We start from the raw sequence: 20,609 nt of genomic DNA, 5'->3' as shown, positions 1-20,609 counted from the left end.
AAGGCTTCAGGAGCCGGACGTGAGCCGGTCGGCGACGATCGACGCGCAGCGCTCGTCGAACATGATCGTGTAGTGGTTGCAGTCGGGGATCACCTCGTCGGTGAGCCCCGGCAGGCGCTCGGTCCACGTGGCGGCCAGCGCGTCGGGCAGCATGCCGGTGTCCTGGTCGAGCAGCCCGCGCGGCGCCCTGATCAGCGAGAGCGGCGCCCTGATCGCGCTCAGCGCCGCGCCGATGCGCCCGGACTCGGTGAGCATCCACCGCCCGTCCTCGCGCACCGCGTCACCGGCCACGCGCGAGCGCAGCGCGCCCTCGGCGCCGGTCAGGTCATAGCGCACGTACGCCTCGGCGTCGGCGTTCCAGTTGCCGAGGAAGGCCGGGTGCGCCATGAAGAAGCCGACGTACGCCTCCGGCGTCGGGAACGTCCGGCGCAGCCGTTCCACGGCCGGTCCCAGGGTGGCCTCCAGGACCGCGTCGGGATCGGCGCCCTCGGGCAGCGGCAGCGGGAGGCCGCCGTCGACCAGCACCACGCGGGCGAAGTCGCGTTCGGCACCGGCCAGCGCGGCGACGTAGGCGCCCATGGAGTGCCCGGTCAGCACGGCCTCGGGGCCCGCGCCCACGTGGTCGGCCACGCGCAGCACGTCTTCCGCGTGCCGGGTCAGGCCGTACGGGCCGGGCAGCGCGGCGCTGTGCCCGCGACCGCGCAGGTCCATCGCGACCAGAGACCAGTCGGCGGGCAGCAGCCGCGCCACCGTGGCCCAGGCCATCAGCGAGGCGGTGATCCCGTGCACCGCGATGATCAGGCGTGGTCCCGTGCCGAACGTGGCGACCCGCATGCCGTCGACCTCGTCGAGTCTCATAGCCGGATCCTACGGACAAACCTTCTGGTAGGGCACTCCTGGCACGAAGCTTCGCCACCCCCGGAACACTGGCGATCAGTTTGTCCATGGGCGGTGGGGTGCGTGCGCCTTGGCGAAAGTTTGGGCGGATAAATTACTCCTCATGAGGATTACGGTCATTGAGCACGAGGCAGACGCGTCCCTCGGCTACCTGGGCGACTGGCTGGGGCCGGTCTGCGACGTCGTACGGCCGTACCTGGGCGAGGAGGTTCCCGCGCACGCCGCCGGCGGGCTGATCGTGCTCGGCGGGGAGGCGGCCGCGTGGGAGGACGATCGCTGCCCGTGGCTGCCCGCAACGCGCGACCTGCTGGCCCGCTCCGTCGAGGACGGTACGCCCACGCTGGCCGTCTGTCTCGGCGCGCAGCTGATGACCCTGGCCTGCGGCGGCGCCGTCGAGCGGGGCGGCGACGGGCTGGAGGTGGGCGTCTGCGAAGTGGTCGCGCTGCCCGCCGCGGCCGACGATCCGCTGCTGTCGGGTGTCGGTACGGCCGTGGCGGTCCAGTTCCATCAGGACGTGATCGCCGGGCTGCCCGACGGGGCGGTGCCGCTGATGACGGGCACGCCGTACCCGAACCAGGCGTACCGGCTCGGCACGGCGGCCTGGGCGGTGCAGTTCCACCCCGAGGCCACGCCGGAGATCTTCGCCTCGTGGACCACGGCCTCGGGCCTCGGCTCGGCCCGCGAGCTGAACGCGGCGGTCGGCGCGGCCGAGGAGGCGCTCGTCGCCACCTGGCGGCCGGTGGCCGAGGCGTTCGGGCGGCTGGTCGGCGGCGCTCGCTGAGTCAGCCGCGCTCGGTGGGCCAGCCGCGCTCGGTGGGTCAGCCGCGCTCGGTGGGTCAGCCGCGCTCGGTGGGTCAGCCGCGCTCGGTGGGTCAGCCGCGCTCGGTGGGTCAGCCGCGCTCGGCAGGCGATAGGTGGCGGTTTCTGGTGAGCGTGTGGGCGAGTGCGTGGACACCGCCCAGGACGAGGGGCAGCGCGGCCAGCCCGGCCAGGGCCGACCCGCCGCCCGCTGTCGGCACCCCCGACGCCTTGAGCCGCCGCCACGCCCACACCGTGAACGGAATCACCACCACCGGCGCCGTCACCACGCCGGGCGTGTAGCCGCGCGCGACCGCCGACTGCGCCAGATGCCCCACCCCGTGCAGCCCGAACCCGGCCAGCACCGCCTGGAACACCGGGCTGCGTCCTCCGGTGCGCGCCCCCAGGGCCGACGCTCCGGCCACGACGCCGCCCATCAGTCCGATCGCCACGTTCACGTGCCGCTGCGACATCTCCAGCCGCTGCCACGGGACCCGTGGGAAGCGCCGCTCCAGCTCGGGCCGGTTCTCGCGGGTCCAGCGGGCCATCGTGACCAGCTCCTCCGCGTCGTGCGCCACCCAGGCCGCGAGCAGCCCCCATGTCACCGTCGCCGGCACACCGTCCATCTCGACCCTCCAAAACGCAACGCAACGTTGCGTTCTATTTTAGGCTTCGGGGGTGGTGGGCTGTCAAGATGGGGTGGTGCCGAGGATCGAGTCCACCGCCGCCCGCCTGGCCAAGCTCGGCTTCGCCGACGGCGCAAGGGCCGCGACCCTGGTACGACAGTCGGGGGCTGAGCTCGACGACCTGCTCAAAGGACTGGTAGCCGTGTCCGACCCAGATCTGGCTCTCGCCTCGCTGACCCGCCTGGCCGAGCGCGAACCCCGCGTGCTCGACACGCTGCGCGCGGACGAAGACCTCCAGAGCAGGGTGCTCGCGGTGCTCGGGGTGAGCGCCGCCTTGGGGGAGCACCTCGTACGCCATCCCGAGCAGGTCGGCCTGCTGGCCGTGCCCGAGCTGGGAGACGCGCGGGCCGAGCTGCTGCGCGCGGTCGGCGCCGATCCGGAGGAGGACGAGCCCACCGCGTCGGATCCCGAGGCGCTGGTGGCGCTGCGGGTCGCCTATCGCGGGCGGTTGCTGCATCTGGCCGCGCGCGACCTCACCGGGCAGGTCGGACTGCCCGACGTCACCTCCGAGCTGTCCGACCTCGCGGGCGCGGCGCTGGAGGCCGCGCTGGCCATCGCGCGGGCCGAGGTCGACGCGAGCGACGTACGGCTGGCGGTGGTCGGCATGGGCAAGCAGGGCGCCAGGGAGCTCAACTACATCAGCGACGTAGACGTGATCTTCGTGGCCGAGCCGCGCGAGGGCGCCGACGAGACGGCGGCCCTGCGCGGCGCCACCCGCCTGGCCCAGGCCATGATGCGGGCCTGCACCGCGACCACCCCGGAGGGCGCGCTGTGGGAGGTCGACGCCGGGCTGCGGCCCGAGGGCCGCGCGGGGCCGCTGGTCCGCACGCTGGCCAGCCATCTGGCCTACTACCGGCGCTGGGCCAAGACCTGGGAGTTCCAGGCGCTGCTCAAGGCGCGGCCGGTGGCGGGCGACCTGGCGCTGGGCTCGGCCTATGTCGAGGCGGTCAACGAGTTCGTCTGGTCCGCCGCGACCCGGGAGCACTTCGTCGAGGACGTGCAGGCCATGCGCCGCCGCGTCGAGTCCCACGTACGGGCCGAGGGCGAGCGGCAGATCAAGCTGGGCCCCGGCGGGCTGCGGGACATCGAGTTCGCGGTGCAGCTGCTGCAGCTGGTGCACGGGCGGCAGGATCCGCTGCTGCGGCGCAAGGCCACCCTGCCGGCCCTGGCCGCGCTCTCCCGCGGCGGCTACGTGGGCCGCGACGACTCGCGCGGGCTGGCCGAGGCGTACACCTTCCTGCGCCAGGTGGAGCACTTGCTGCAGCTGCACCGGCTGCGCCGTACGCACGTCCTGCCGTCGGACCCCGACGACCTGCGGCGGCTGGGCCGCGCGCTCGGCATGCACGCCGACCCGGTGGGGGAGTTCACCGCCAGGTGGCGGCGCCACGCGAGGGAGGCGCGGCGGCTGCACGAGAAGCTGTTCTACCGGCCGCTGCTGCAGGCCGTGGCCCGGCTGCCCGAGTCGGAGGCCCGGCTGTCCACCGCCGCGGCGGCCGCCCGGCTGGCGGCGCTCGGCTACGTCGATCCCAACGGCGCCCTGCGCCACATCGCCGCCCTGACCACGGGCGTCTCCCGCCGGGCGGCGATCCAGCGGACGCTGCTGCCGGTCATGCTCGGCTGGTTCGCCGACACGCCCGACCCGGACGCGGGGCTGCTCGGCTTCCGCCAGGTGAGCGACAAGCTCGGCACCACGCCGTGGTACCTGCGGCTGCTGCGTGACGAGACGGCCGTGGCGGCGCGGATGGCGCGGGTGCTCGGCAGCAGCCGCTACGCGACCGGGCTGCTCCTGAACGCGCCGGACGCCGTCGGGCTGCTGGGCACCGACGAGGACCTGGCCGCGCGCTCGCCGGAGGCGCTGCTGAAGGAGGCGTCGGCGGCCGTGTCGAGGCACGGGTCCGACATGGAGTCGGCGGTGGCTGCGGTACGTGCGCTGCGGCGCAGGGAGCTGTTCCGTACGGCCGTGGCCGACATTTCCGGACTTATGAGCATTGAGCGGGTCGGGGTGGCGCTGTCGTCGCTGAACGACGTGACCATCCAGGCCGCGCTGGACGTGGCGATCGGCAAGGTCGAGGTGGAACGGCGGGGAGCGCTGCCGACCAGGTTCGCGGTGATCGCCATGGGACGGCTCGGCGGCATGGAGTCCTCCTACGCCAGCGACGCCGACGTGATGTTCGTCCACTCGCCCGTGCCCGGCGCCTCAGAACGCGACGCCACCGACGCCGCGTACGCGGTCGCCAACGAGCTGCGCCGCCTGCTCGCCCTCCCCGCTCCCGACCCGCCGCTGCTCATCGACCCCGACCTTCGCCCCGAGGGCAGGCAGGGCCCGCTGGTCCGTACGCTGGCCTCCTACCAGGCCTATTACGCGCGCTGGTCGTCCCCCTGGGAGGCGCAGGCGCTGCTGCGGGCCCGCTTCTCGGCCGGTGACGCCGCGCTGGGCGCCGAGTTCGTCGCCGTGATCGACGACCTGCGTTACCCGCCCGACGGCCTGCCCGACGACGTCGTACGCGAGATCAGGCGGCTCAAGGCCCGCATGGAGGCGGAGCGGCTGCCACGCGGCGCCGATCCCGCCCTGCACACCAAGCTGGGCCCCGGCGGCCTGTCGGACGTCGAGTGGGTGGCGCAGCTGCTGCAGTTGCGCTTCGCGGCCGGGCACCCCGCGCTGCGGACCACCCGTACCTTGGAGGCGCTGCTCGCGGCGGAGGGGGAGGGCCTGCTCGCGGCTCCCGACGCGGCCGTGCTGGCGGCGGCCTGGCGCTTCGCCTCGCGCGTCAGGGACGCGCTCATGCTGGTCAAGGGCCGTCCCGGTGACAGCGTGCCGGCCGATGTCAGGGAGCGCAGGCTCATCGCGCGCATCCTCGGTTACCCGCCCGAGGGCTCGGAGGACTTCCTCGACGACTACCGCCGGGTGACCCGGCGGGCCCGCCAGGTGGTCGATCGGGTCTTCTACGGTTCCTGACCCGTAACAGGTTGGTTGCGGGCCGTGCGGGCCGGCCCTGGCGGGTGTATCAAGGCGCGGGGTGATCCATTTTGCTTTCCATTTACGTTGATCTCGCGTTAGGTCTCGTGCTGGCGTTCCTCCTGCTGTCGCTGCTGGTGAGCGGGCTGAACGAGGCTTTTGTACGGCTGCTGGGCATTCGCAGCAAGTTCCTGTGGGCTTATCTCCGCGACACCATGGACGGCAGCGACGCGCAGGGGAAGTCGTGGTTGCCGGCCAAGGTGGCCGACGTGTTCGCGCGGCTGCCGTTCATCCGCGATCCACGGCCCGTCCACAGCGACCAGCCGGCCCCGGTCGAGGCGGCCCAGGCGCCCGAGCAGGAGACCAAGGCCGACGACGCCGTGACGAAGCTGCTCTACCAGCGGGTCCAGGAGATCGACCACCCGAAGAGGGGCCGCACCAGCATCGCCAACATCCCGCCCGAACGCTTCGCGGTGGCCCTGATGGAGATGGCCGCCGGCGAGAAGGACGGCGTCGAGGGGCTGCTGGCCAAGCTCAAGACGATGGGCAGCCCGATCTACGGCCATCTCAAGGGCGTGTGGGACACCGCGCAGCGTGACATGGACCGCTTCCGGCAGGGCGTGGAGACGTGGTTCGACGGCGAGATGCAGCGGCTGTCGATGCTCTACAAGCGCTACGTCAAGTGGGTGGTCGCCCTGCTCGGCGTGGTGGTGGTGCTGCTGTTCACGATGGACGGGTTCGAGTACGGCAAGACCCTGCTGCGCGACAACGCCTTCCGCGCCTCGGTGACGGCGGTGGCCGAGGCGGGGCCCGACGCCTACAGCGAGCTCAAGGAGCGGTGCGCGCAGTCCAACCCGATGCCGTGCATCACTGAGACGCTGAGCCAGCCCGCGCTGGTCATGGTGTTCGACCACGCGATCGTCAACATCGCGATCCCGGCCGAGGGCGACCCGAGCATCCACTGGAACGGCGCCGCCTGGTGGGACCGCCTCACCACGCTCAGCCACTGGCCCGGTTATGTGCTGACGTTCGTGGCGCTGCTGTTCGGGGCGTCGTTCTGGTGGGACCTGCTCCGCCGCCTCACCGGCCTCCGCGGCCGTAGTTAGATCTGGGCTAGTGTTGAGCCGATGGAGACAGAACGGCTCATCATGCGCAGATGGCGCGACGACGACAGAGAACCGTTCGCGGCGATGAACGCCGACGCCGAGGTGATGGAGCACTTCCCGGCCCCGCTGACCAGATCGCAGAGCGACGGCTTCGTCGACAAGATCGAGGCGGGCTTCGAGGCCCACGGTTACGGGCTCTGGGCGCTGGAGGTGCGCGAGAGCGGCGAGTTCATCGGGTTCACCGGGCTGGTCCTGCAGACGTTCGAGGCGCCGTTCACCCCGGCGGTCGAGGTGGGCTGGCGGCTGGCCAAGGTGGCGTGGGGGCACGGGTACGCGATCGAGGCGGCCCGGGAGGCCGTACGGTATGGGTTCGACGTGGCGGGGCTGGACGAGATCGTCTCCATGACGACCGTGGGGAACACCCGCTCGCGCAAGGTCATGGAACGGCTGGGCATGACCCGTGACATAGCTGACGATTTCTATCACCCGCGGGTCCCGGCGGACAGCTCGCAACGGCCGCACGTCCTGTACCGGCTCAGGCGCGGTCAGGCGCTCATGGCGTAGTACGTACCGGCTTGAGGGTGGTCCGGCCAGGCGCTCATGGCGTAGTACGTACCGCTTGAGGGTGGTCAGGTCAGGCGCTCATCGCGTAGAGCACGTCGCGCAGGGCGGCCTCGCGGCTGTGCAGCCAGACCAGCCGCAGGGCCAGCGTCGGCGCGTCGGAGTCGAGCGGGACCAGCGCGCCGGAGGCCAGGTCGGCTTCCAGTACGAAGTCGGGAAGAAGCGCCCGCCCGAAGCCCTGTCTGGTCCATTCGCGAGCCGTAGCGATGCTGGTCAGCTCCCTGCGCGGCACCCGGGCGCCGAACATCTGGTCGGCCGCCAGCCGGATCGAGCAGCCCGGCGGGCTCACCAGCAGCGGCTCCCGGTCGCCGTCGGGCGCGGCGACCAGGTACAGCCTGACCTCACCCACGTCCAGGAAGTCCATGTCGGGCGGCGGGGTGAACCCCAGGCCGCCGATCCGCGTACCGGAGTCGAGCAGCAGCGCCGCGTCCAGCTCGCCGCCGGCCACCTCTGACAGCAGCTCCTGCCTGGTGAGCGAGCGTACGTCCACCTCCAGATCGGGACGGCGCTCCGCCAGGCGGCGGACCACAGCGGCCAACTTGGCCGCGGCCAGCATCTCCAGCGCCCCGATCCGGATCTGGCGGCGCCCGCCGGTCACCGCCCGCCGTACCTCGTCCGCATGGTCGAGCAGGCCCTGAGCGCGCGCGAGGAGGGTGGCGCCCGGGCCGGTCAGGCGCATGCCCTGGGGAGTGCGCTCGAAGAGCGCGACGCCGAGGCTGTCCTCCAGCCGGCGCACCTGTTCGGACACCGAGGCCGGGGCGAGACCGAGGGTGTTCGCGGCGCCAGTGACGGTGCCCGCCCCCGCCACCGCGACGAATCCCCGCAACTGACGCAGCTCCATGCGGCCAAGCATACGGTTTTCCCGAATGCCCCCTGCGGTCGCGCCTGTTGAGGGGATATGCCATGAATTAGCAGGCTTCGGGGCATGAAGATGTTCGGTTTCTCCCTGGCCTACTTCTTGGTGATCCTCGACACGACCGTGCTCACGATCGCCCTGCCCGACCTGCGTGCCTCCCTCGGTGGCTCACTGGCCGGACAACAGTGGGCGGTGAACGCCTACACCGTCGCCTTCGCCGCGTCACTGCTCACCGGGGGAGCGGTCGCCGACCGGTATGGCGCCGCCCGGATGTTCAAGATCGGTGTGGCGGCCTTCGGCGTGATCTCGCTGCTGAGCGCCGCGGCACCGAACCTCGGCGCGCTGGTCGCGCTGCGGGCCCTGCTCGGCGTGGCGGCCGCGCTCTGCACGGGCGGCTCGCTCGGCCTGCTGCCCGAACTCTTCCCCGACCCCGCAACGCGCGCCCGCGCCACCGGTCTATGGGCCGCCATCACCGGCACCGCCCTGGCCGCGGGTCCGCTGCTTGGCGGGCTCCTGGTCGATCTGTACGGCTGGCGGGCCGTCTTCCTGCTCAACCCGCCCATCGCCCTGATCAGCCTGCTGGCCATGCGAAGGGTGCGCTCGCCCCGGGGGCACCGGCTCATCGACTGGTGGGTGCAGGCGCTGGCCTGCGTACTCCTTGGCCTGCTTGCCGAAGCCCTGATCGACTCGTCGCCTGTCGCCGGGGTGTCGGCACTGGTCGCCCTCGTCGTGCTGGTGTTCGTGGAGCGACGAAAGGTGCTCGCGGCTCGCCGCCCGGCATTCGTGGGGCGCCGCAGTCCAGCCACCGTTCTGCCCGGCGGCTTGCCCCCCGTTCTGCCCGGCGGCTTGCTCGCTGTGACCTGGCCGGAACTGCTCGCGGGCATGGTGGCGAACTTCGCCTTCTCCGGCGCCCTGTTCGTCCTGACCCTCCTCCTGCAGGACACTCGCCACCTGACCCCGCTGGCCACGGGCCTGGCCTTCCTGCCGCTCACGCTCCCGATGACGGTGAACCCGCTGCTCACCGGCCGCCTGGTGGCCCGCTACGGCCCCCGCCCCCCGATCCTCGGCGGCCTCGTCCTACTCGCGACCGGCCTGGCCGGGGTCTCGCTCACCGATTACCTGGCCCCATGGCTGGTGGTGATGGGCTTCGGGCTGTCGTTCGTGCTGCCCGCGCTGATGGCCGGCATCCTCACCAGCGCACCGACGGGTACGGCGGGCACGGCGGGCGGCGTCCTCAACGCCTCGCGCCAGGTCGGAGCCACGCTCGGCGTGGCCGTACTCGGCGGCCTGGCCCACCCCCTGCCGGTGGCCGCCATCCTGACCGCACTGACCTGCGCCTGCTACGGCGTCGCGACCCGCGCCCGGCGGACGATGCCCACCGTTGGCTCGCCAGGGACGGCTGGACTTCCAGCCGGGAAGTAATCGCGGCACCGTCTCTGGCAAATCTGTTTGAGCTGGTGCGCTTCCGTCGTGTTTCCCGGCGTGGGCCGCATGCCCTATCTGCAGCAACCCGAGATGTTCTGCACCGAGATCATCCGTATGCTGGATCAACGCATTGGACGACGTGCTTTGAGGCCGCTGATTACGGAGAATCCTTCGTCGGCTGTCACGAGGGTTCTCCCGGTGGCGATCGCTGTTGCTGCGATCATGAGGTCCGGGCGTGAGCTGGTAAGTCCCTTCCCGGACATCGTGGCTGCGATCTTCGCGTGAACCAGCGCGACCTGCAGGGTGTAGTCGATCGACGGCAGATGTTGCATCATTCGCTGCACGAAGGCACTGCGCTGTCGTCGGTGCGCGTCGTCAGACCGTTCCACGCCAAGCTGGAGTTCTCCGATGGTCACGACCGAAACGGCGACGTCGTCGTCCGGATCGATCACCTTCGCCAGCGACAATCCCTTTTCCAGGGAGATGAGGACATTCGTGTCCAAAAGGACCTTTGCGGCCTTCATCGGCCACCCCACATGAGTTCCCGGCTCTCCTCGATCAACTCGGCCCATTGGGGGTCTGGCCCATATTCTTCGAACAATGCTATGAGAGCGGCTCCATTGGGCTTGAAATGAGGAGCGATCACAGCTACGGGCGAGCCGTCGCGGGTAATGATGATCTCTTCTCCCGCTTCGGCTCGCCGAATCAGGGCTGCGACATTGCGGGCCAGTTCGGACACGGTGACCGAGGTTTCCTCGGACTCCAGGCGATCAGCTATCATGTACGTACAATAACATGCACATATGTATGTCTGCCGAGGACATGTTCGCCCACCTTGACTCGGGCGACGACGAACCGGGCAACGACGAACCGGGCGACGACGCCTGATGCCCACCTTCGAAACGGCCAGCCGCTTCGAGCGCGACTGGCGAAAGCTGACTGCCGAGCAACAGGCTCGATTCCGTAAGGTGATCACCGAGGCGTTCACCCCGACATCATCGCTGACGGGCCTTTCCGCGGGGGGCTCCGCGTGAAGGGAGTGACGGCATATCCGGGCGTGTTCGAGAAGACGTGGGCCCCGGACGGTCGAGCCACCTTCGGTTACGGTGACGAGCGAATCCCCGGTGAAGTCCACATCGTCTGGCGCAGGATAGGCACTCACGACATTTTCCCTCCGCCACCCGGCCCGTAGAGGCGGAACCTACCCTCAGCGTGGCCGTGCTCGGCGGTGCGAGAATCGGTTCCAGCCTGATCGAATCAGCGCGCCAGCGTGGTGTATCCCCACAGGTGGAGGCAGCGGTCATCCGGCTCAGCCCGCGGAACGTCCTGCCTCGGACACGGGTACGGATGCGGACGCGATGCCTCCCCGCGGGCGCCTGCGGGACTTGGGCTTGCCGGCATGGTTCGTGTATTCCAGCCACCATTCCGCGATCACCAGGTTGACGACCCAGCTCAGCCAGACACCGGCGGCTCCGATCGCCTCGATCATCGCCTGTTCGTCGCCGCCGTAGGCGGTGTCGAGGCGCGGAAGCTGGATGAGGAGCAATACCCCGGCCCACAGACGACTCGCGACGATGGATGTGGTCAGCGCGAAGCTGCGGATCATCCACCTGCGGTGCTCGGGGAACCGCCGCTGCCGCGCCATCCGCCATCCGGCGATACTGGTGATCAGCCACACCACGCCCAGCATGGTGTTCCCAGTGTTCCCCCCGAACCCCGTGTGGCCGAACGGAGCGACCCCGAGCACGGTGATGCCGGCCGGGAAGACTCCGAGGAAGAAGTACGCTCGCCCCATCCACCGGTGCACCCGGGGGAATGAGTTACGGAACCACGGCCATACCTGGAAGCACCCCGTCAGCAGCGCCACTGTGCCGAACATGATGTGCGCCACGAGCAGGGGATAGAAGAATGGCGGGGAATCGGACACCTTCACTCGCGATTGCGCCGGATCGAAGGTGAGGTACGGCGGCAGGGAGTACACCACGAAAGCGAGCATCGCGATGAACAGCGGAATGATCCAGCGAAGCTGGTGCCGTCGCGGTGGTCGCGCCGCCGGCCGCGGGGGTGGCGCCCCGTGCTCGTCGGGCACCGAGCCCGGTCCTCCCAGCATGGTGGCCACGAAAGGTCTCCTCATCGTCGTCGGGGCAGGCGGGCGTACCCCGTCCATTGGCGCTAGCCTCGCGGGGACGCGGATCCGGTGCCAGAGTCGAACCGACTGCAGTCACCCGGGAGATCGCCGGCGGAGACCTGGGGCTCACCCGTGATGCACGGTCGGCGCGGGGAACAAGAAGCCGTCGCCCGGCTGCTCGCCGACGCGCGGAGCGGACGCGGCGGGGTGCTGGTCCTGCGGGGCGAAGCGGGGATAGGCAAGAGTTCGCTGCTCCGCCACGCCGCCGAGACCGCAGCTGTCCCCGAGACCGCAGCCGGTCCCGAGCCCATGCGGGTGCTCGCGTGCGCCGGGGTGGAATCCGAGGTCGAGCACGCGTTCAGCGGGCTGTTCGGGCTGTTGCGGCCGGTGCTCGATCACCTCGACGCGCTGCCGGGCGTCCAGGCCGAGTCGCTGCGCGGCGCGCTCGGCATGACCGACAGTCCGACCTCGGACTTCCTGGTCTCGGCGGCGGTGCTCACCTTGCTCGCGGCGGTGGCGGCGGACCGCCCGCTGCTGGTCACGGTCGACGACGTGCAGTGGCTGGACCGTGCCTCGGCCGCCGCCCTGCTGTTCGCCGCCCGCCGGCTGGCCGACGAGCCCGTCGCGATGCTGCTCGCCGTACGCGAACCCGAACCGCTGCCGGTCAATACGGCGGGGCTGACCGAACTGATGCTGCACGGACTGCCTCCCGAGGACGCCGCGCGACTGCTCGACGCGTACGGCTGGACGCTGCCCGCCCGTCAACGAGATGTCCTCGTCGCGGCGACCGGTGGTAACCCGCTGGCGCTGATCGAGTTGGCCCGGCTCGACGAGCCTGAGCGGGCCCTGCCCGATCTCGCCATGACCGGAACCCTGCCGGTGAGCGCCCGCGTCCGCGCGGCGTTTCTGCGCCAGGTCGAAGTCCTGTCCGCGGACGGCCGCGCGGCGCTGCTGGTGGCGGCCGCGGAGGAGAGCGGGAACGTCGGCACCGTCCTCGGAGCCCTCGCCCGGCTGGGCCTGCCTGCCGACGCTCTGGCCCCGGCCGAGCGGTCGGGGCTGGTGCAGCTCACCGGGGTCGAGATCCGGTTCCGGCACCCGCTGATCCGCTCCGCCGTCTACGCCGACGCCTCTTTCGACCGGCGCCGCGCCGCGCATCAGGCCATCGCCGCGTACCTGAGCGCCGCCGGAGAGGACGAGCAGGCGACCTGGCATCTCGCGGTGGCCACGACCGAACCGGATGAGAAGATCGCCGCCGCGCTGGAGCGAGGCGCCGACGCCGTCCGACGGCGCGGTGGCGCGGCCGCGGCGATCTCCGTCCTGCAGCAGGCCGCGCGGCTCAGCGAGTCGCCCGCCGACCGTTGCCGCCGGACGGTGACCGCCGCCTTCGTGGCGCTGGACGCGGGCCGGCCCGGCCTGGCCCGTACGCTGGCCGACCAGGTCCTGGCCGAGCCCGTGCCGCCCGCGATACTCGCCCAGCTCAACGGGACCATCGAGCTGTACAGCGGGGACCCCGCGATCGCCTACTCACACCTGATGCGGTGCGCCGAGCTCATGGCGTTCGCCGAGCCCGAGGAGGCGGCCTGGATCCTCACCCTTGCGGCGGGATCGGCGTTGCACGCCGGAGACATGGCGGCGACGATACAGGCGACCAGGCGCATCACCGACCTGGACTGCTCCCCGGCGACCCTTCGCGCCGCCGAAGGCCTCCTCAAGGGCTATGAGGGTGTCATCACCGGGACAGAGCTGTGGGAACTGCCGGGCGCCATGGCCCGGGCCGGGGGCGGGGGAGGTGAGCGGGAGTGGATGTGGGCGACCGTGATCGGCTGGATGGGGCCCGACGACCACCAGGCCCGCCGGCTCGCCGAAGCCACCGGCCGCCGGGTCCGCGCCGCAGGCTCTCCCGCGCTCCTGACCGAGGTGCTGTACTACCACGCTGACATCGAGTTCCGGCTCGGGCACTGGACCGAGGGGGCCACGCATGCCGAGGAGGGCCTGCGGTTGAGCTACGAGACCGGCCAGCGGGGATGGACAGCCAACTTCCTCGCCCAGTCGGCCCGCTTCGCCGCTGTGCGCGGCGAGGCCGCGGAATGCCGCACGCTCGCCCGGCAGGCGCTGGAGATCGCGCTTCCGCTGCGCGAGCGCATCGCCGCGGCGGCCGCGACCGGCGCCCTGGGGCTGCTGGCGCTGGGGGAGGACGCGTCGAAGGAGGCGTTCACGGAGTTGACGCGCCTGGTCGAGCGAGGTTCACCTCGATCCAACGACTTCGTCGCCTTCGTGATGCTCCCGGACTTCGTCGAGGCCGCCGTACGCGCTGGACATCCGGAGCCGGCCCGGCGGGTAGCCGCGGCCATGGAACCTCAGACCGGCGGCATCGGCGGGCCCGCCGCCCTTGCCCGCAAGCACCGCTACCTCGCGATCCTGGCAGACGACGCGCACGCCGAATCGCACTACCGGAGCGCGCTCGCGGGCGGCGGCCTCGACCAGCACCCCTTCGACCGGGCGCGGACCCAGCTTCTCTATGGGGAATGGCTGCGCCGCAACCACCGCAGGACCGAGGCCCAGCCGATCCTGCGGGAATCCGGCGAGACGTTCGAGGCGCTGGGCGCGGCACCATGGGCACGGCGCGCGGCCGTTCAGGTCCGCGCGGCAGGCGGCGCCGTACCTCACCAGAGCCGAGCGGTCGCGGCCCTGCTCAGCCCGCAGGAACTGGAGGTGTCCAGGCTCGCGTCCAAGGGGCTGAGCAACCGCGAGATCGGCGACCGGATGCACCTGAGCCCGCGGACGGTGGGCTCGCATCTGTATCGGGCGTTTCCCAAGCTCGGGATTTCCGCCCGCGCCGAACTCCGCGACCTCGACTTCGGCTGACCTTTCACCACGTCCCACACCGAGCCGGAGAGACCCGGGTCAGAAGGCGATGGGCGGCGGTGCCGGTGCGCATGCTGGGCAGGGGCTTTCTGTGAGGCGGCTGGTCTCCTTGTTGACGTGGGCGACCAGGCCGGAGCCGACACAGTAGCCGCACAACCCGGTTCCCTCCAGCGCCGGATGCAGCCACGCGGGGAGTGGTGTGGTCAGCGCGGCTCGAGGGTTCGCTGCTGGATCGTCAGGATCGCCTACGACGCCTCTCCCGTAGCAGCACATGCATTTGAGAACATACTTGGGAATGCTCCGATCTTCGCCGGTGCCTTGGCATTCGGGGCAGGTGAGAGGGTTGGTCATTGCCAACTACTCCCCCCGAAAGCGCGGCATTTGGTCCGCTTGAACCCTTTGTCGCTTTTCCCGTTCAGCTCTTCCCACTTACCGCCCTCGCCGAAACAGGCGCCGCAGCGCCTGTGTTCTTTCTGCTCGTCATCGTCGTCCGTCGTGCCCATGTCTTGACAGTACGGTGTGCGAGGGAAACGGCGCCGGGAAAGTCAGGCGGACGGGACCATAAGTCCCGTTTCCAGCGGTTTTACGAGGTGCGTTGGAGGTGAAACAATCACTGCGGTTGGCCGCGCCCGTCCGCCGCGAGGGTCACGACCGTGCTGTCGGCGACAAGTTGGAGGAGTTCTTGCCGGGTTCTGCGAGGCCATAGTGACCAGGATCACTGACGCGAACCCCCAGCTAAAACAGCAGGCCCGTAAAGTCGGGCATTTGTGAGAGCTTCCCGTTGGTTCGCTGTCGCGTTCCTCTCCACTGTCGGCGCGCTCATCGGGCGATCATCGCGCGGCACGGACAGGAACTCGACCGGCTGAAGGCCCTGCTCGGAACCCGGGTGCCGGCCAGGATCGAACGCATGCGAAAGGCCATCGACCGTGCCCTGTACGGGGCAGTCGATGGCCTTTCCCGGGATGTGAGTGTGGTCAGGACCAGAGGTGCGCAGATTGGCCACCTTCGCCGCCCTCGCTCTCACCGCCGGCCTTCTCACCGTGGCCAGCCCCGCCAGCGACGACGCCGTCACGCCCAAGGCCACGATGCAGGTGCTGAACCCGATAATCGCCCTGTTTCAGGACCTGCCCATGAAGGACCGGAGAGCGCTCGTTGAGCTGATCAACCAGTGCGCCCACGAGAAAATCGACCCCTGAGCGGCACCTGACAGCCTGCGAGACCCCCGAAACCCTGGACCTCTTGGCCTGAGGGCTCCCTGCCAAGTTGGTAGCTTTGCCGCATGGCCTTACCTATCGCTGATCTTGCCAGCAAACTCGGCGTTTCGGTATCGCCAGATCGGCTCATCGAGGCGCTCACTCACGGCTCCTACGCCTACGAGCGAGGCGGGCGCAGCAACCGCCGCTTGGCGTTCCTGGGCAAAGGTTTCATCGAGCTGGTCGTCACGGAAGAGCTCGGCCGTCGGCATCCCAGGGCGGCTGCGAACGACCGGCAACGGATGAAGAGCTTTGTCGTCAATGAACGGGCAGTTGCCAGCGTCGCCCGCTCACTTGGGCTCGACGCCTACTTGCGGTTGGGACGCGGCGAGGACCGCATGGGAGGGCGCCGCAAACCGTTGATCCTCGCCAACGCGCTGGAGGCGGTAGTCGGCGCGGTGCATGCGGATGCACTGCCCTGCAGGAACTCGCAGCTCGGCAAGGGCTCGGCGCGCCGGAGTATGAGGTTTCCGCTCGTGAGCCGGAAGGGTTCCTAGCCTGGGTGGCCTTGGGCGGAAAGATCCACGGCCGCGGGCTGGGCCTCAGCAAGAAAGAGGCCCAGCAGCACGCGGCGAAGGCAGCCTTTGCTCAGCTTTCAGGCGAAGGCTGACCCGCGTCCTCGCTGGGCGGTTGCGTTTCGCCGGGTTCGAGAGCGGTTGCCGTTGCGCCGTTTCCCTTTTCCAGGAGCCGCAGCATGGCCATGGCTCGCGTTCCTCGTTGCCTGTCCCGGGAGAACAGGGCAACCAACCCACCTAGCAGAAGCAGTATTGCCCGGGGTCCAACCCGCAGGCCGATGAGAACGAATACAACGAAAACCGGGATGTCTGCAAGCGCAGCCACGTCACGTTTCTCCTGCATGAGAAATCGAACGCGGCTGCACAGGAGAGAGATCATCGTTCTCTGACCTGCTGGAAGGGTCCTCCAACCCTAGATAACGACCGGTCTGGGCATCGACGTGGAGGTGGGGCGGCGAGCCCCGCATACCCTCGGGTTAGCGCCGCTGCCCAAGCGGTGGATGGCCGAGCAGGTCTACGGCACGCTTGTGCTGGCGTGGCCGTACAGCTTGGCGATCTCGTCGATGGTCAGGTGTCCAGCAAGTAGGAGTAGGTCGCCGAGGCAATGTATGGCAGCGCGGCAGGGCACTGCCTCGTGGACGTCTCTCCGGAATCCTTCCACGGGCCGTTGATCTTTGTCGACGTCGTTGCACTCCCCTTGGTCTTGCAACGGATCACGACCCGGAAGGTGTGCACGTTCTTGCACGCTGCTCTGCCGATGTCGATCTTTGGGGTCCGGTCGGCACTTGCACTGCATGTCACTGAATAGGTGGGCTTGGCCGCCGCAACGCTGCCCGCTGATGCGGAGCTGGGTGTGGAGCTGATCAGGGCGATTGAGCCCATCGTTGCAAGGCCGAGCGTGGTGGCCAAAGCAAGTGTCGGTGCCAGCTTTCGCATGCGATCTCCGTTCGTAGAATCTTGGACTCGATCCACACGGTGAGCAAAGCAGAAGCCGGTATAAGCGCGGTATGTTCCTGCTGCTCGGCCTGGATCCACGGCGGTGAAACTCGAGGCGAGAGCCGCGAAAAGAAGTGAGGTGCCCTCCGAGCTGGGAGGACATAGATGCAATAGGGAGTCGTTCATCTGGTTCGTGAGGTCGGCGAGGAGTGCGGGGATGAGGCGTTCGTCCATGACCGCGCGGCCGGCGGCGCCCATCGCGTCCCCTGCTGCGGATCTCTACCGCCTCATTAGGCGTGGGACGGCCCGGAACCGCCGTGGCGCGTTCGAGGGGTCGTCGCAACGCGGCGATCACTTACCGGCGGCGGCCCCGGCGGGCTCGGCGCCGGTCATCTGGGATTTCCCGCGCCGGGTCAGCAGCGGGAAGGCGGCGAGTTGGACGAGGGCGGCGGCGAGGAGGATGCCGGTGGTGACCTCCTCCCGCCAGCCGGGGAGGTGCTCGGAGAAGCCTGACTGCTCGTCCACGTACATCAGCAGATTGCCCCAAGCCACGAGTGGCAGCGTCAACAGGTAGACGACCGTGAAGACGCCGACGATCAGCAGGGAGCGCGGGCGAACGCCGTGCCTGCGCAGGAGGATCCCGTGCAGGGCCAGACCGGCGGCGGGCACGACGGCGAAGGCCCACATCTGCAACATGAGGCTTAGCGCGAAGTCGGCCTCCCAGAAGGACCCGGGAGGAGCTGTGGCGCGGGCGATCCGGTCGGACACGAGGTTGGCCGCGGCGAAGACCAGGAGGAACGCCAACGGGAGCAGGAGGAGCCACGCGCTCCAGGGGGAAGAAGGTGGAAGGACAGTGTCGCGGCGCACGACGCCGCGCACCGCCAGGAGTTGGGCGATCGCGGCGGTGGTGAGGATCAAGCCGAGCAGCGGCAGGTACCACGGCGGCGACAGCGCGTCCATGTCGAAGGGCATCGTGGCGTATCCGCCCGGCGGGTCGAGAAACTCCTTGTCGTAACCGGTGACCGGGTTGAGGACGTAGACGACTGGCATGGCGGCCATGTAGGCGGCGCTCAGGAAGCCCGTCCCGAGCATGAGGCCTGCGGGCCGACGGCTTAATCCGAACTCGACGAGACCGAACAGTAGGGTGGCGGCGATGAAGAAGGCCCCGAGCAGGGCGATCCGCCCCTGGGCGAAGGGGATGAAGGCGTCGACCGCTTGGGGCACCAGGTGCTCGTTCGCCTCGACGGGCCCGGCGGGAAGGCGCCCCTTCACATCGCGGACGGCGAAGAAGTTGACGACGACCACGACGAGCCCGAACGGCAGTGGAAACCATGTCAGTTTGCCCATGAGTGTTCGATGATCGCATTTGGTGATCGGTTCAAGTCGAGCGCGGCGCTGCGCTCACCGGTTGGAGCTTGTTGGTGAGCGGCCACAGGACCAGCGGGATCGCGGCCGCCGCCGAAAGCGCGAGCAGCAACGGCACGCGCTCTCCGGGCGTCAGATGGTGCAGCAGTCGCACGTGGATCACCAGGTGCGGCACGGCGAACACCACGTACACGGCAAGCGCCGTGCGGACCATGTCGCGCCGTACGACGAAGAAGCTCACCCCCAGCGCCACCGCCGTCGCCAGGCTCATCGCGCCGTAATCCATCATCAGATGCGCGTTGTACGGCATGCGCATCCCCACGAACGGGATGTCGAAGAACGAGCGGGGGAAGAACAGCGCCCAGCAACCCACGGCGAACTGTGTCGCGGTCAGGAACGCCAAGCCCGCGCGGAGCCGGCTACGCGCGCTCATGCGGTGAGGAACTGCTCGAAGGTGATCTGCCCGACGGCATGGTCAGGAGCCAGGTGGCTTCCTTCCCGAAAGCCGCGCATTCCCCCGATTCCCGGCAGTGGCACCGACACCACCGGCCGGCGGTTGGACCGCGCGCGAGCATAGGCGCGGGCCAGATCGGCCGCGGCACGCACCTCAGGCCCACCCATGTCCGGCGCCCGGCCCGCCGGTGATGCCTTGGCCAGGTCGGCCAAGCGGGCAGCCACTTCGCCGGCGTCGACGGGCTGAAAGCTGACCCCGGCGGGCATCATGATCACCGGTAGCCGTCGCTGGATCGTGCACATCCAGACGATGAGCTCGTGGAACTGGGTGGTGCGCTGGATCGTCAACGGCAGCCCGGAGCCCTCTAGGAGCCGCTCACACGCCAGCTTCGCCCGATAGTAGGAGATATCAACGCGATCGACGCCGACGATGGACACGTAGATCAGGTGCGGGCGACCGGTTCGGCTGGCCGCCCGGACGAGAGCGCGGGCGGCGTCCTGGTCCGCGTGGCCGTTGCCGGTCGCGCAGTGGATGATCGTGCCGGTGTCGGCGACCGCCGCCTCCAGCCCCTCGCCGGTGATCAGGTCACCGCGGCACATCATCAGGTCACGGTGGTACATCCTCTCGTCGCGCGGCGGCTTGCGGCTCAGCACGCGTACGGCGTGACCTGCGGCCACAAGCCGTGGAACCAACCTACGGCCGAGCCGGCCGGTACCGCCCGTCACCAGGATCGGATCTGTCATGGGTGGCAACTCCCGTGAAGAGCGCGAGGCCGAAGGCGCTCCGGCCGCGCGCGGCTGTCAGGTGCACCCGTTAAGAACCGGACAGAGCTCCCCAATGTGACAACCGAAGTTTGGCGGGATCGGCGATGATGCGAATCTCGCTGATCAGGCCGCCCGCCATCTCCGGCACCAGCACGCCGATCAGCTCCTCACCGGCCAGAGCCAGCAGGCCAGGAGCGCCGTTCAGCTCCGCGATCGACAGCCGGATCCGCTGTCCGGTGGTGCGCGATGCGCCGATCAGATAGCGCGCCACCCGGTTGGCGCCGGAGACAGGTCGCCTGGCAGTGCCGATCCTGCCGCCGCCGTCCACCCACACGGTCACATCGTGGGCCAGCAGCTTTTCCAGCCCTGGAAGATCCCCTTCTTCCGCGGCCGCCAGGAAACCTTTCACCAGGTCACGGTGGTGAGACCGGTCCACCAGGTGCTCGGCCCTCCCAGGAGCGTCGGTGAGTCGCAGGCGAGCACGCCGGTACAGCTGCCGGGAGTTCGCCTCGGAGGAATCGATGACCTCGGCCACCTGGCGATGGCTGTAGTCGAAGGCTTCACGGAGCACGAACACCGCGCGCTCCACGGGGTTGAGCCGTTCCAGCAACGTCAGGAAGGCCAGCGAGACGAAGTCTCGCTGTTCGGCGCTGTCCAGCGGTCCCAACGCGCCGTCCGCGGTCAGCACCGGCTCAGGCAGCCACGGGCCGACATGGCTCTCCCGGCGAGCACGCGCCGACGTCAACCGGTTCACGCACAGGTTGGTCGCCACCTTGGCCAGCCACGCCCACGGCGATTCGACAGCCGACCGGTGGTGCCAGCGAAGGAAGGTGTCCTGCACCACATCCTCGGCCTCCTCGGCCGAACCCAGCATCCGATAGGCCAGCCCGAACAGCCTCGAGCGGTGCCGCTCGAACTCCTCAACCGCGTCACCTGTCACGCCCGTCAGCCTTCCAGGCCACCGATCCGGGCCGATATCCGACC

Annotated in this window: 21 protein-coding genes; 10 read left to right on the top strand and 11 right to left on the bottom strand. The window is 69.7% G+C overall.

Annotated elements, in window-relative coordinates; all coding sequences use genetic code 11:
• Positions 1-6: 6 nt before the first annotated feature.
• Positions 7-858: an alpha/beta hydrolase gene (locus tag AB0H88_RS02330; protein ID WP_357640174.1), complete on the bottom strand. Its 852-nt coding sequence runs from the start codon at positions 856-858 to the stop codon at positions 7-9.
• A gap of 142 nt (positions 859-1,000) precedes the next feature.
• On the opposite strand from AB0H88_RS02330, the gene AB0H88_RS02325 reads away from it, so the two are divergent.
• A complete protein-coding gene (locus AB0H88_RS02325; protein WP_357640171.1) occupies positions 1,001-1,678 on the top strand; it encodes a type 1 glutamine amidotransferase in 678 nt (225 codons plus the stop codon).
• Positions 1,679-1,787: 109 nt separating this feature from the next.
• Here AB0H88_RS02325 and AB0H88_RS02320 read toward each other — a convergent pair whose 3' ends face one another.
• Positions 1,788-2,321, bottom strand: a complete 534-nt coding sequence (locus AB0H88_RS02320) for an HXXEE domain-containing protein (RefSeq protein ID WP_357640168.1) — start codon at positions 2,319-2,321, stop codon at positions 1,788-1,790.
• Positions 2,322-2,397: 76 nt separating this feature from the next.
• On the opposite strand from AB0H88_RS02320, the gene AB0H88_RS02315 reads away from it, so the two are divergent.
• The 3 genes from AB0H88_RS02315 (at position 2,398) to AB0H88_RS02305 (ending at position 7,007) form a co-directional block, all read left to right on the top strand.
• Entirely contained in the window at positions 2,398-5,337 is a 2,940-nt protein-coding gene (locus tag AB0H88_RS02315) for a bifunctional [glutamine synthetase] adenylyltransferase/[glutamine synthetase]-adenylyl-L-tyrosine phosphorylase (protein ID WP_357640166.1), read from the top strand.
• A 107-nt stretch (positions 5,338-5,444) separates the two neighbouring features.
• On the top strand, positions 5,445-6,443 hold the full coding sequence (locus AB0H88_RS02310; protein WP_357640163.1) for a hypothetical protein: 999 nt from the start codon (positions 5,445-5,447) through the stop codon (positions 6,441-6,443).
• A gap of 21 nt (positions 6,444-6,464) precedes the next feature.
• Entirely contained in the window at positions 6,465-7,007 is a 543-nt protein-coding gene (locus AB0H88_RS02305) for a GNAT family N-acetyltransferase (RefSeq protein ID WP_357640160.1), read from the top strand.
• 70 nt (positions 7,008-7,077) lie between these two features.
• Here the strand turns inward: AB0H88_RS02305 and AB0H88_RS02300 are convergent, their stop codons facing one another.
• Positions 7,078-7,905, bottom strand: a complete 828-nt coding sequence (locus tag AB0H88_RS02300) for a LysR family transcriptional regulator (RefSeq protein ID WP_357640157.1) — start codon at positions 7,903-7,905, stop codon at positions 7,078-7,080.
• A gap of 84 nt (positions 7,906-7,989) precedes the next feature.
• On the opposite strand from AB0H88_RS02300, the gene AB0H88_RS02295 reads away from it, so the two are divergent.
• Positions 7,990-9,342 (top strand): MFS transporter, encoded by a 1,353-nt coding sequence (locus tag AB0H88_RS02295; RefSeq protein WP_357640154.1) that lies wholly within the window; start codon positions 7,990-7,992, stop codon positions 9,340-9,342.
• Positions 9,343-9,467: 125 nt separating this feature from the next.
• Here AB0H88_RS02295 and AB0H88_RS02290 read toward each other — a convergent pair whose 3' ends face one another.
• Together AB0H88_RS02290 and AB0H88_RS02285 are read right to left on the bottom strand one after the other, a co-directional pair.
• Positions 9,468-9,869 carry a PIN domain-containing protein gene (locus tag AB0H88_RS02290; protein WP_357640151.1) on the bottom strand — a complete coding sequence of 134 codons (402 nt, stop codon included), beginning with the start codon at positions 9,867-9,869 and terminating at the stop codon, positions 9,468-9,470.
• A complete protein-coding gene (locus AB0H88_RS02285) occupies positions 9,866-10,126 on the bottom strand; it encodes a type II toxin-antitoxin system prevent-host-death family antitoxin (RefSeq protein WP_357640149.1) in 261 nt (86 codons plus the stop codon). The genes AB0H88_RS02290 and AB0H88_RS02285 overlap by 4 nt, the downstream gene beginning before the upstream one ends.
• Positions 10,127-10,232: 106 nt before the next feature.
• Between AB0H88_RS02285 and AB0H88_RS02280 the strand changes: the two genes are divergently transcribed.
• On the top strand, positions 10,233-10,379 hold the full coding sequence (locus tag AB0H88_RS02280) for a hypothetical protein (protein WP_357640147.1): 147 nt from the start codon (positions 10,233-10,235) through the stop codon (positions 10,377-10,379).
• Between the two features lie 275 nt (positions 10,380-10,654).
• On the opposite strand, the gene AB0H88_RS02275 is transcribed toward AB0H88_RS02280, so the two are convergent.
• On the bottom strand, positions 10,655-11,455 hold the full coding sequence (locus tag AB0H88_RS02275; RefSeq protein ID WP_357641981.1) for a DUF2306 domain-containing protein: 801 nt from the start codon (positions 11,453-11,455) through the stop codon (positions 10,655-10,657).
• A gap of 153 nt (positions 11,456-11,608) precedes the next feature.
• Between AB0H88_RS02275 and AB0H88_RS02270 the strand changes: the two genes are divergently transcribed.
• From AB0H88_RS02270 to AB0H88_RS02255, 4 genes are all read left to right on the top strand, one after another.
• Entirely contained in the window at positions 11,609-14,338 is a 2,730-nt protein-coding gene (locus AB0H88_RS02270) for an AAA family ATPase (RefSeq protein ID WP_357641979.1), read from the top strand.
• A 986-nt stretch (positions 14,339-15,324) separates the two neighbouring features.
• Entirely contained in the window at positions 15,325-15,534 is a 210-nt protein-coding gene (locus AB0H88_RS02265; protein ID WP_357640145.1) for a hypothetical protein, read from the top strand.
• A gap of 83 nt (positions 15,535-15,617) precedes the next feature.
• Positions 15,618-16,088 carry a ribonuclease III domain-containing protein gene (locus tag AB0H88_RS02260; protein WP_357640142.1) on the top strand — a complete coding sequence of 157 codons (471 nt, stop codon included), beginning with the start codon at positions 15,618-15,620 and terminating at the stop codon, positions 16,086-16,088.
• Positions 16,010-16,201 (top strand): putative dsRNA-binding protein, encoded by a 192-nt coding sequence (locus tag AB0H88_RS02255; RefSeq protein WP_357641977.1) that lies wholly within the window; start codon positions 16,010-16,012, stop codon positions 16,199-16,201. Before AB0H88_RS02260 ends, AB0H88_RS02255 begins: the two co-directional genes overlap by 79 nt.
• A 472-nt stretch (positions 16,202-16,673) precedes the next feature.
• On the opposite strand, the gene AB0H88_RS02250 is transcribed toward AB0H88_RS02255, so the two are convergent.
• From AB0H88_RS02250 to sigJ, 5 genes are all read right to left on the bottom strand, one after another.
• On the bottom strand, positions 16,674-17,042 hold the full coding sequence (locus AB0H88_RS02250; protein ID WP_357640140.1) for a hypothetical protein: 369 nt from the start codon (positions 17,040-17,042) through the stop codon (positions 16,674-16,676).
• 351 nt (positions 17,043-17,393) lie between these two features.
• Complete coding sequence (locus AB0H88_RS02245; RefSeq protein ID WP_357640138.1) at positions 17,394-18,389, bottom strand: hypothetical protein; 996 nt, start codon at positions 18,387-18,389, stop codon at positions 17,394-17,396.
• 31 nt (positions 18,390-18,420) lie between these two features.
• Complete coding sequence (locus AB0H88_RS02240; protein ID WP_357640135.1) at positions 18,421-18,840, bottom strand: hypothetical protein; 420 nt, start codon at positions 18,838-18,840, stop codon at positions 18,421-18,423.
• A complete protein-coding gene (locus tag AB0H88_RS02235; RefSeq protein ID WP_357640132.1) occupies positions 18,837-19,604 on the bottom strand; it encodes an NAD(P)H-binding protein in 768 nt (255 codons plus the stop codon). The genes AB0H88_RS02240 and AB0H88_RS02235 overlap by 4 nt, the downstream gene beginning before the upstream one ends.
• Before the next feature lie 70 nt (positions 19,605-19,674).
• Positions 19,675-20,565 carry an RNA polymerase sigma factor SigJ gene (gene sigJ, locus AB0H88_RS02230; protein ID WP_357640129.1) on the bottom strand — a complete coding sequence of 297 codons (891 nt, stop codon included), beginning with the start codon at positions 20,563-20,565 and terminating at the stop codon, positions 19,675-19,677.
• Between the last annotated feature and the right edge of the window lie 44 nt (positions 20,566-20,609).

It is taken from the genome of Nonomuraea sp. NPDC050680 (assembly GCF_040654555.1).
In the GTDB taxonomy this organism is placed as follows: domain Bacteria; phylum Actinomycetota; class Actinomycetes; order Streptosporangiales; family Streptosporangiaceae; genus Nonomuraea.
Note: the sequence above shows the minus strand (reverse complement) of the source record. Positions and strands in the feature narration are given on the sequence as shown.

What these genes read in the sequence shown, in the direction of transcription:
- AB0H88_RS02330 (WP_357640174.1), bottom strand. Translation starts at nt 858, where the DNA reads ATGAGACTCGACGAGGTCGACGGCATGCGGGTCGCCACGTTCGGCACG.
- AB0H88_RS02325 (WP_357640171.1), top strand. Translation starts at nt 1,001, where the DNA reads ATGAGGATTACGGTCATTGAGCACGAGGCAGACGCGTCCCTCGGCTAC.
- AB0H88_RS02320 (WP_357640168.1), bottom strand. Translation starts at nt 2,321, where the DNA reads ATGGACGGTGTGCCGGCGACGGTGACATGGGGGCTGCTCGCGGCCTGG.
- AB0H88_RS02305 (WP_357640160.1), top strand. Translation starts at nt 6,465, where the DNA reads ATGGAGACAGAACGGCTCATCATGCGCAGATGGCGCGACGACGACAGA.
- AB0H88_RS02300 (WP_357640157.1), bottom strand. Translation starts at nt 7,905, where the DNA reads ATGGAGCTGCGTCAGTTGCGGGGATTCGTCGCGGTGGCGGGGGCGGGC.
- AB0H88_RS02295 (WP_357640154.1), top strand. Translation starts at nt 7,990, where the DNA reads ATGAAGATGTTCGGTTTCTCCCTGGCCTACTTCTTGGTGATCCTCGAC.
- AB0H88_RS02290 (WP_357640151.1), bottom strand. Translation starts at nt 9,869, where the DNA reads ATGAAGGCCGCAAAGGTCCTTTTGGACACGAATGTCCTCATCTCCCTG.
- AB0H88_RS02285 (WP_357640149.1), bottom strand. Translation starts at nt 10,126, where the DNA reads ATGATAGCTGATCGCCTGGAGTCCGAGGAAACCTCGGTCACCGTGTCC.
- AB0H88_RS02280 (WP_357640147.1), top strand. Translation starts at nt 10,233, where the DNA reads ATGCCCACCTTCGAAACGGCCAGCCGCTTCGAGCGCGACTGGCGAAAG.
- AB0H88_RS02275 (WP_357641981.1), bottom strand. Translation starts at nt 11,455, where the DNA reads ATGCTGGGAGGACCGGGCTCGGTGCCCGACGAGCACGGGGCGCCACCC.
- AB0H88_RS02270 (WP_357641979.1), top strand. Translation starts at nt 11,609, where the DNA reads ATGCACGGTCGGCGCGGGGAACAAGAAGCCGTCGCCCGGCTGCTCGCC.
- AB0H88_RS02260 (WP_357640142.1), top strand. Translation starts at nt 15,618, where the DNA reads ATGGCCTTACCTATCGCTGATCTTGCCAGCAAACTCGGCGTTTCGGTA.
- AB0H88_RS02250 (WP_357640140.1), bottom strand. Translation starts at nt 17,042, where the DNA reads ATGCGAAAGCTGGCACCGACACTTGCTTTGGCCACCACGCTCGGCCTT.
- AB0H88_RS02245 (WP_357640138.1), bottom strand. Translation starts at nt 18,389, where the DNA reads ATGGGCAAACTGACATGGTTTCCACTGCCGTTCGGGCTCGTCGTGGTC.
- AB0H88_RS02240 (WP_357640135.1), bottom strand. Translation starts at nt 18,840, where the DNA reads ATGAGCGCGCGTAGCCGGCTCCGCGCGGGCTTGGCGTTCCTGACCGCG.
- AB0H88_RS02235 (WP_357640132.1), bottom strand. Translation starts at nt 19,604, where the DNA reads ATGACAGATCCGATCCTGGTGACGGGCGGTACCGGCCGGCTCGGCCGT.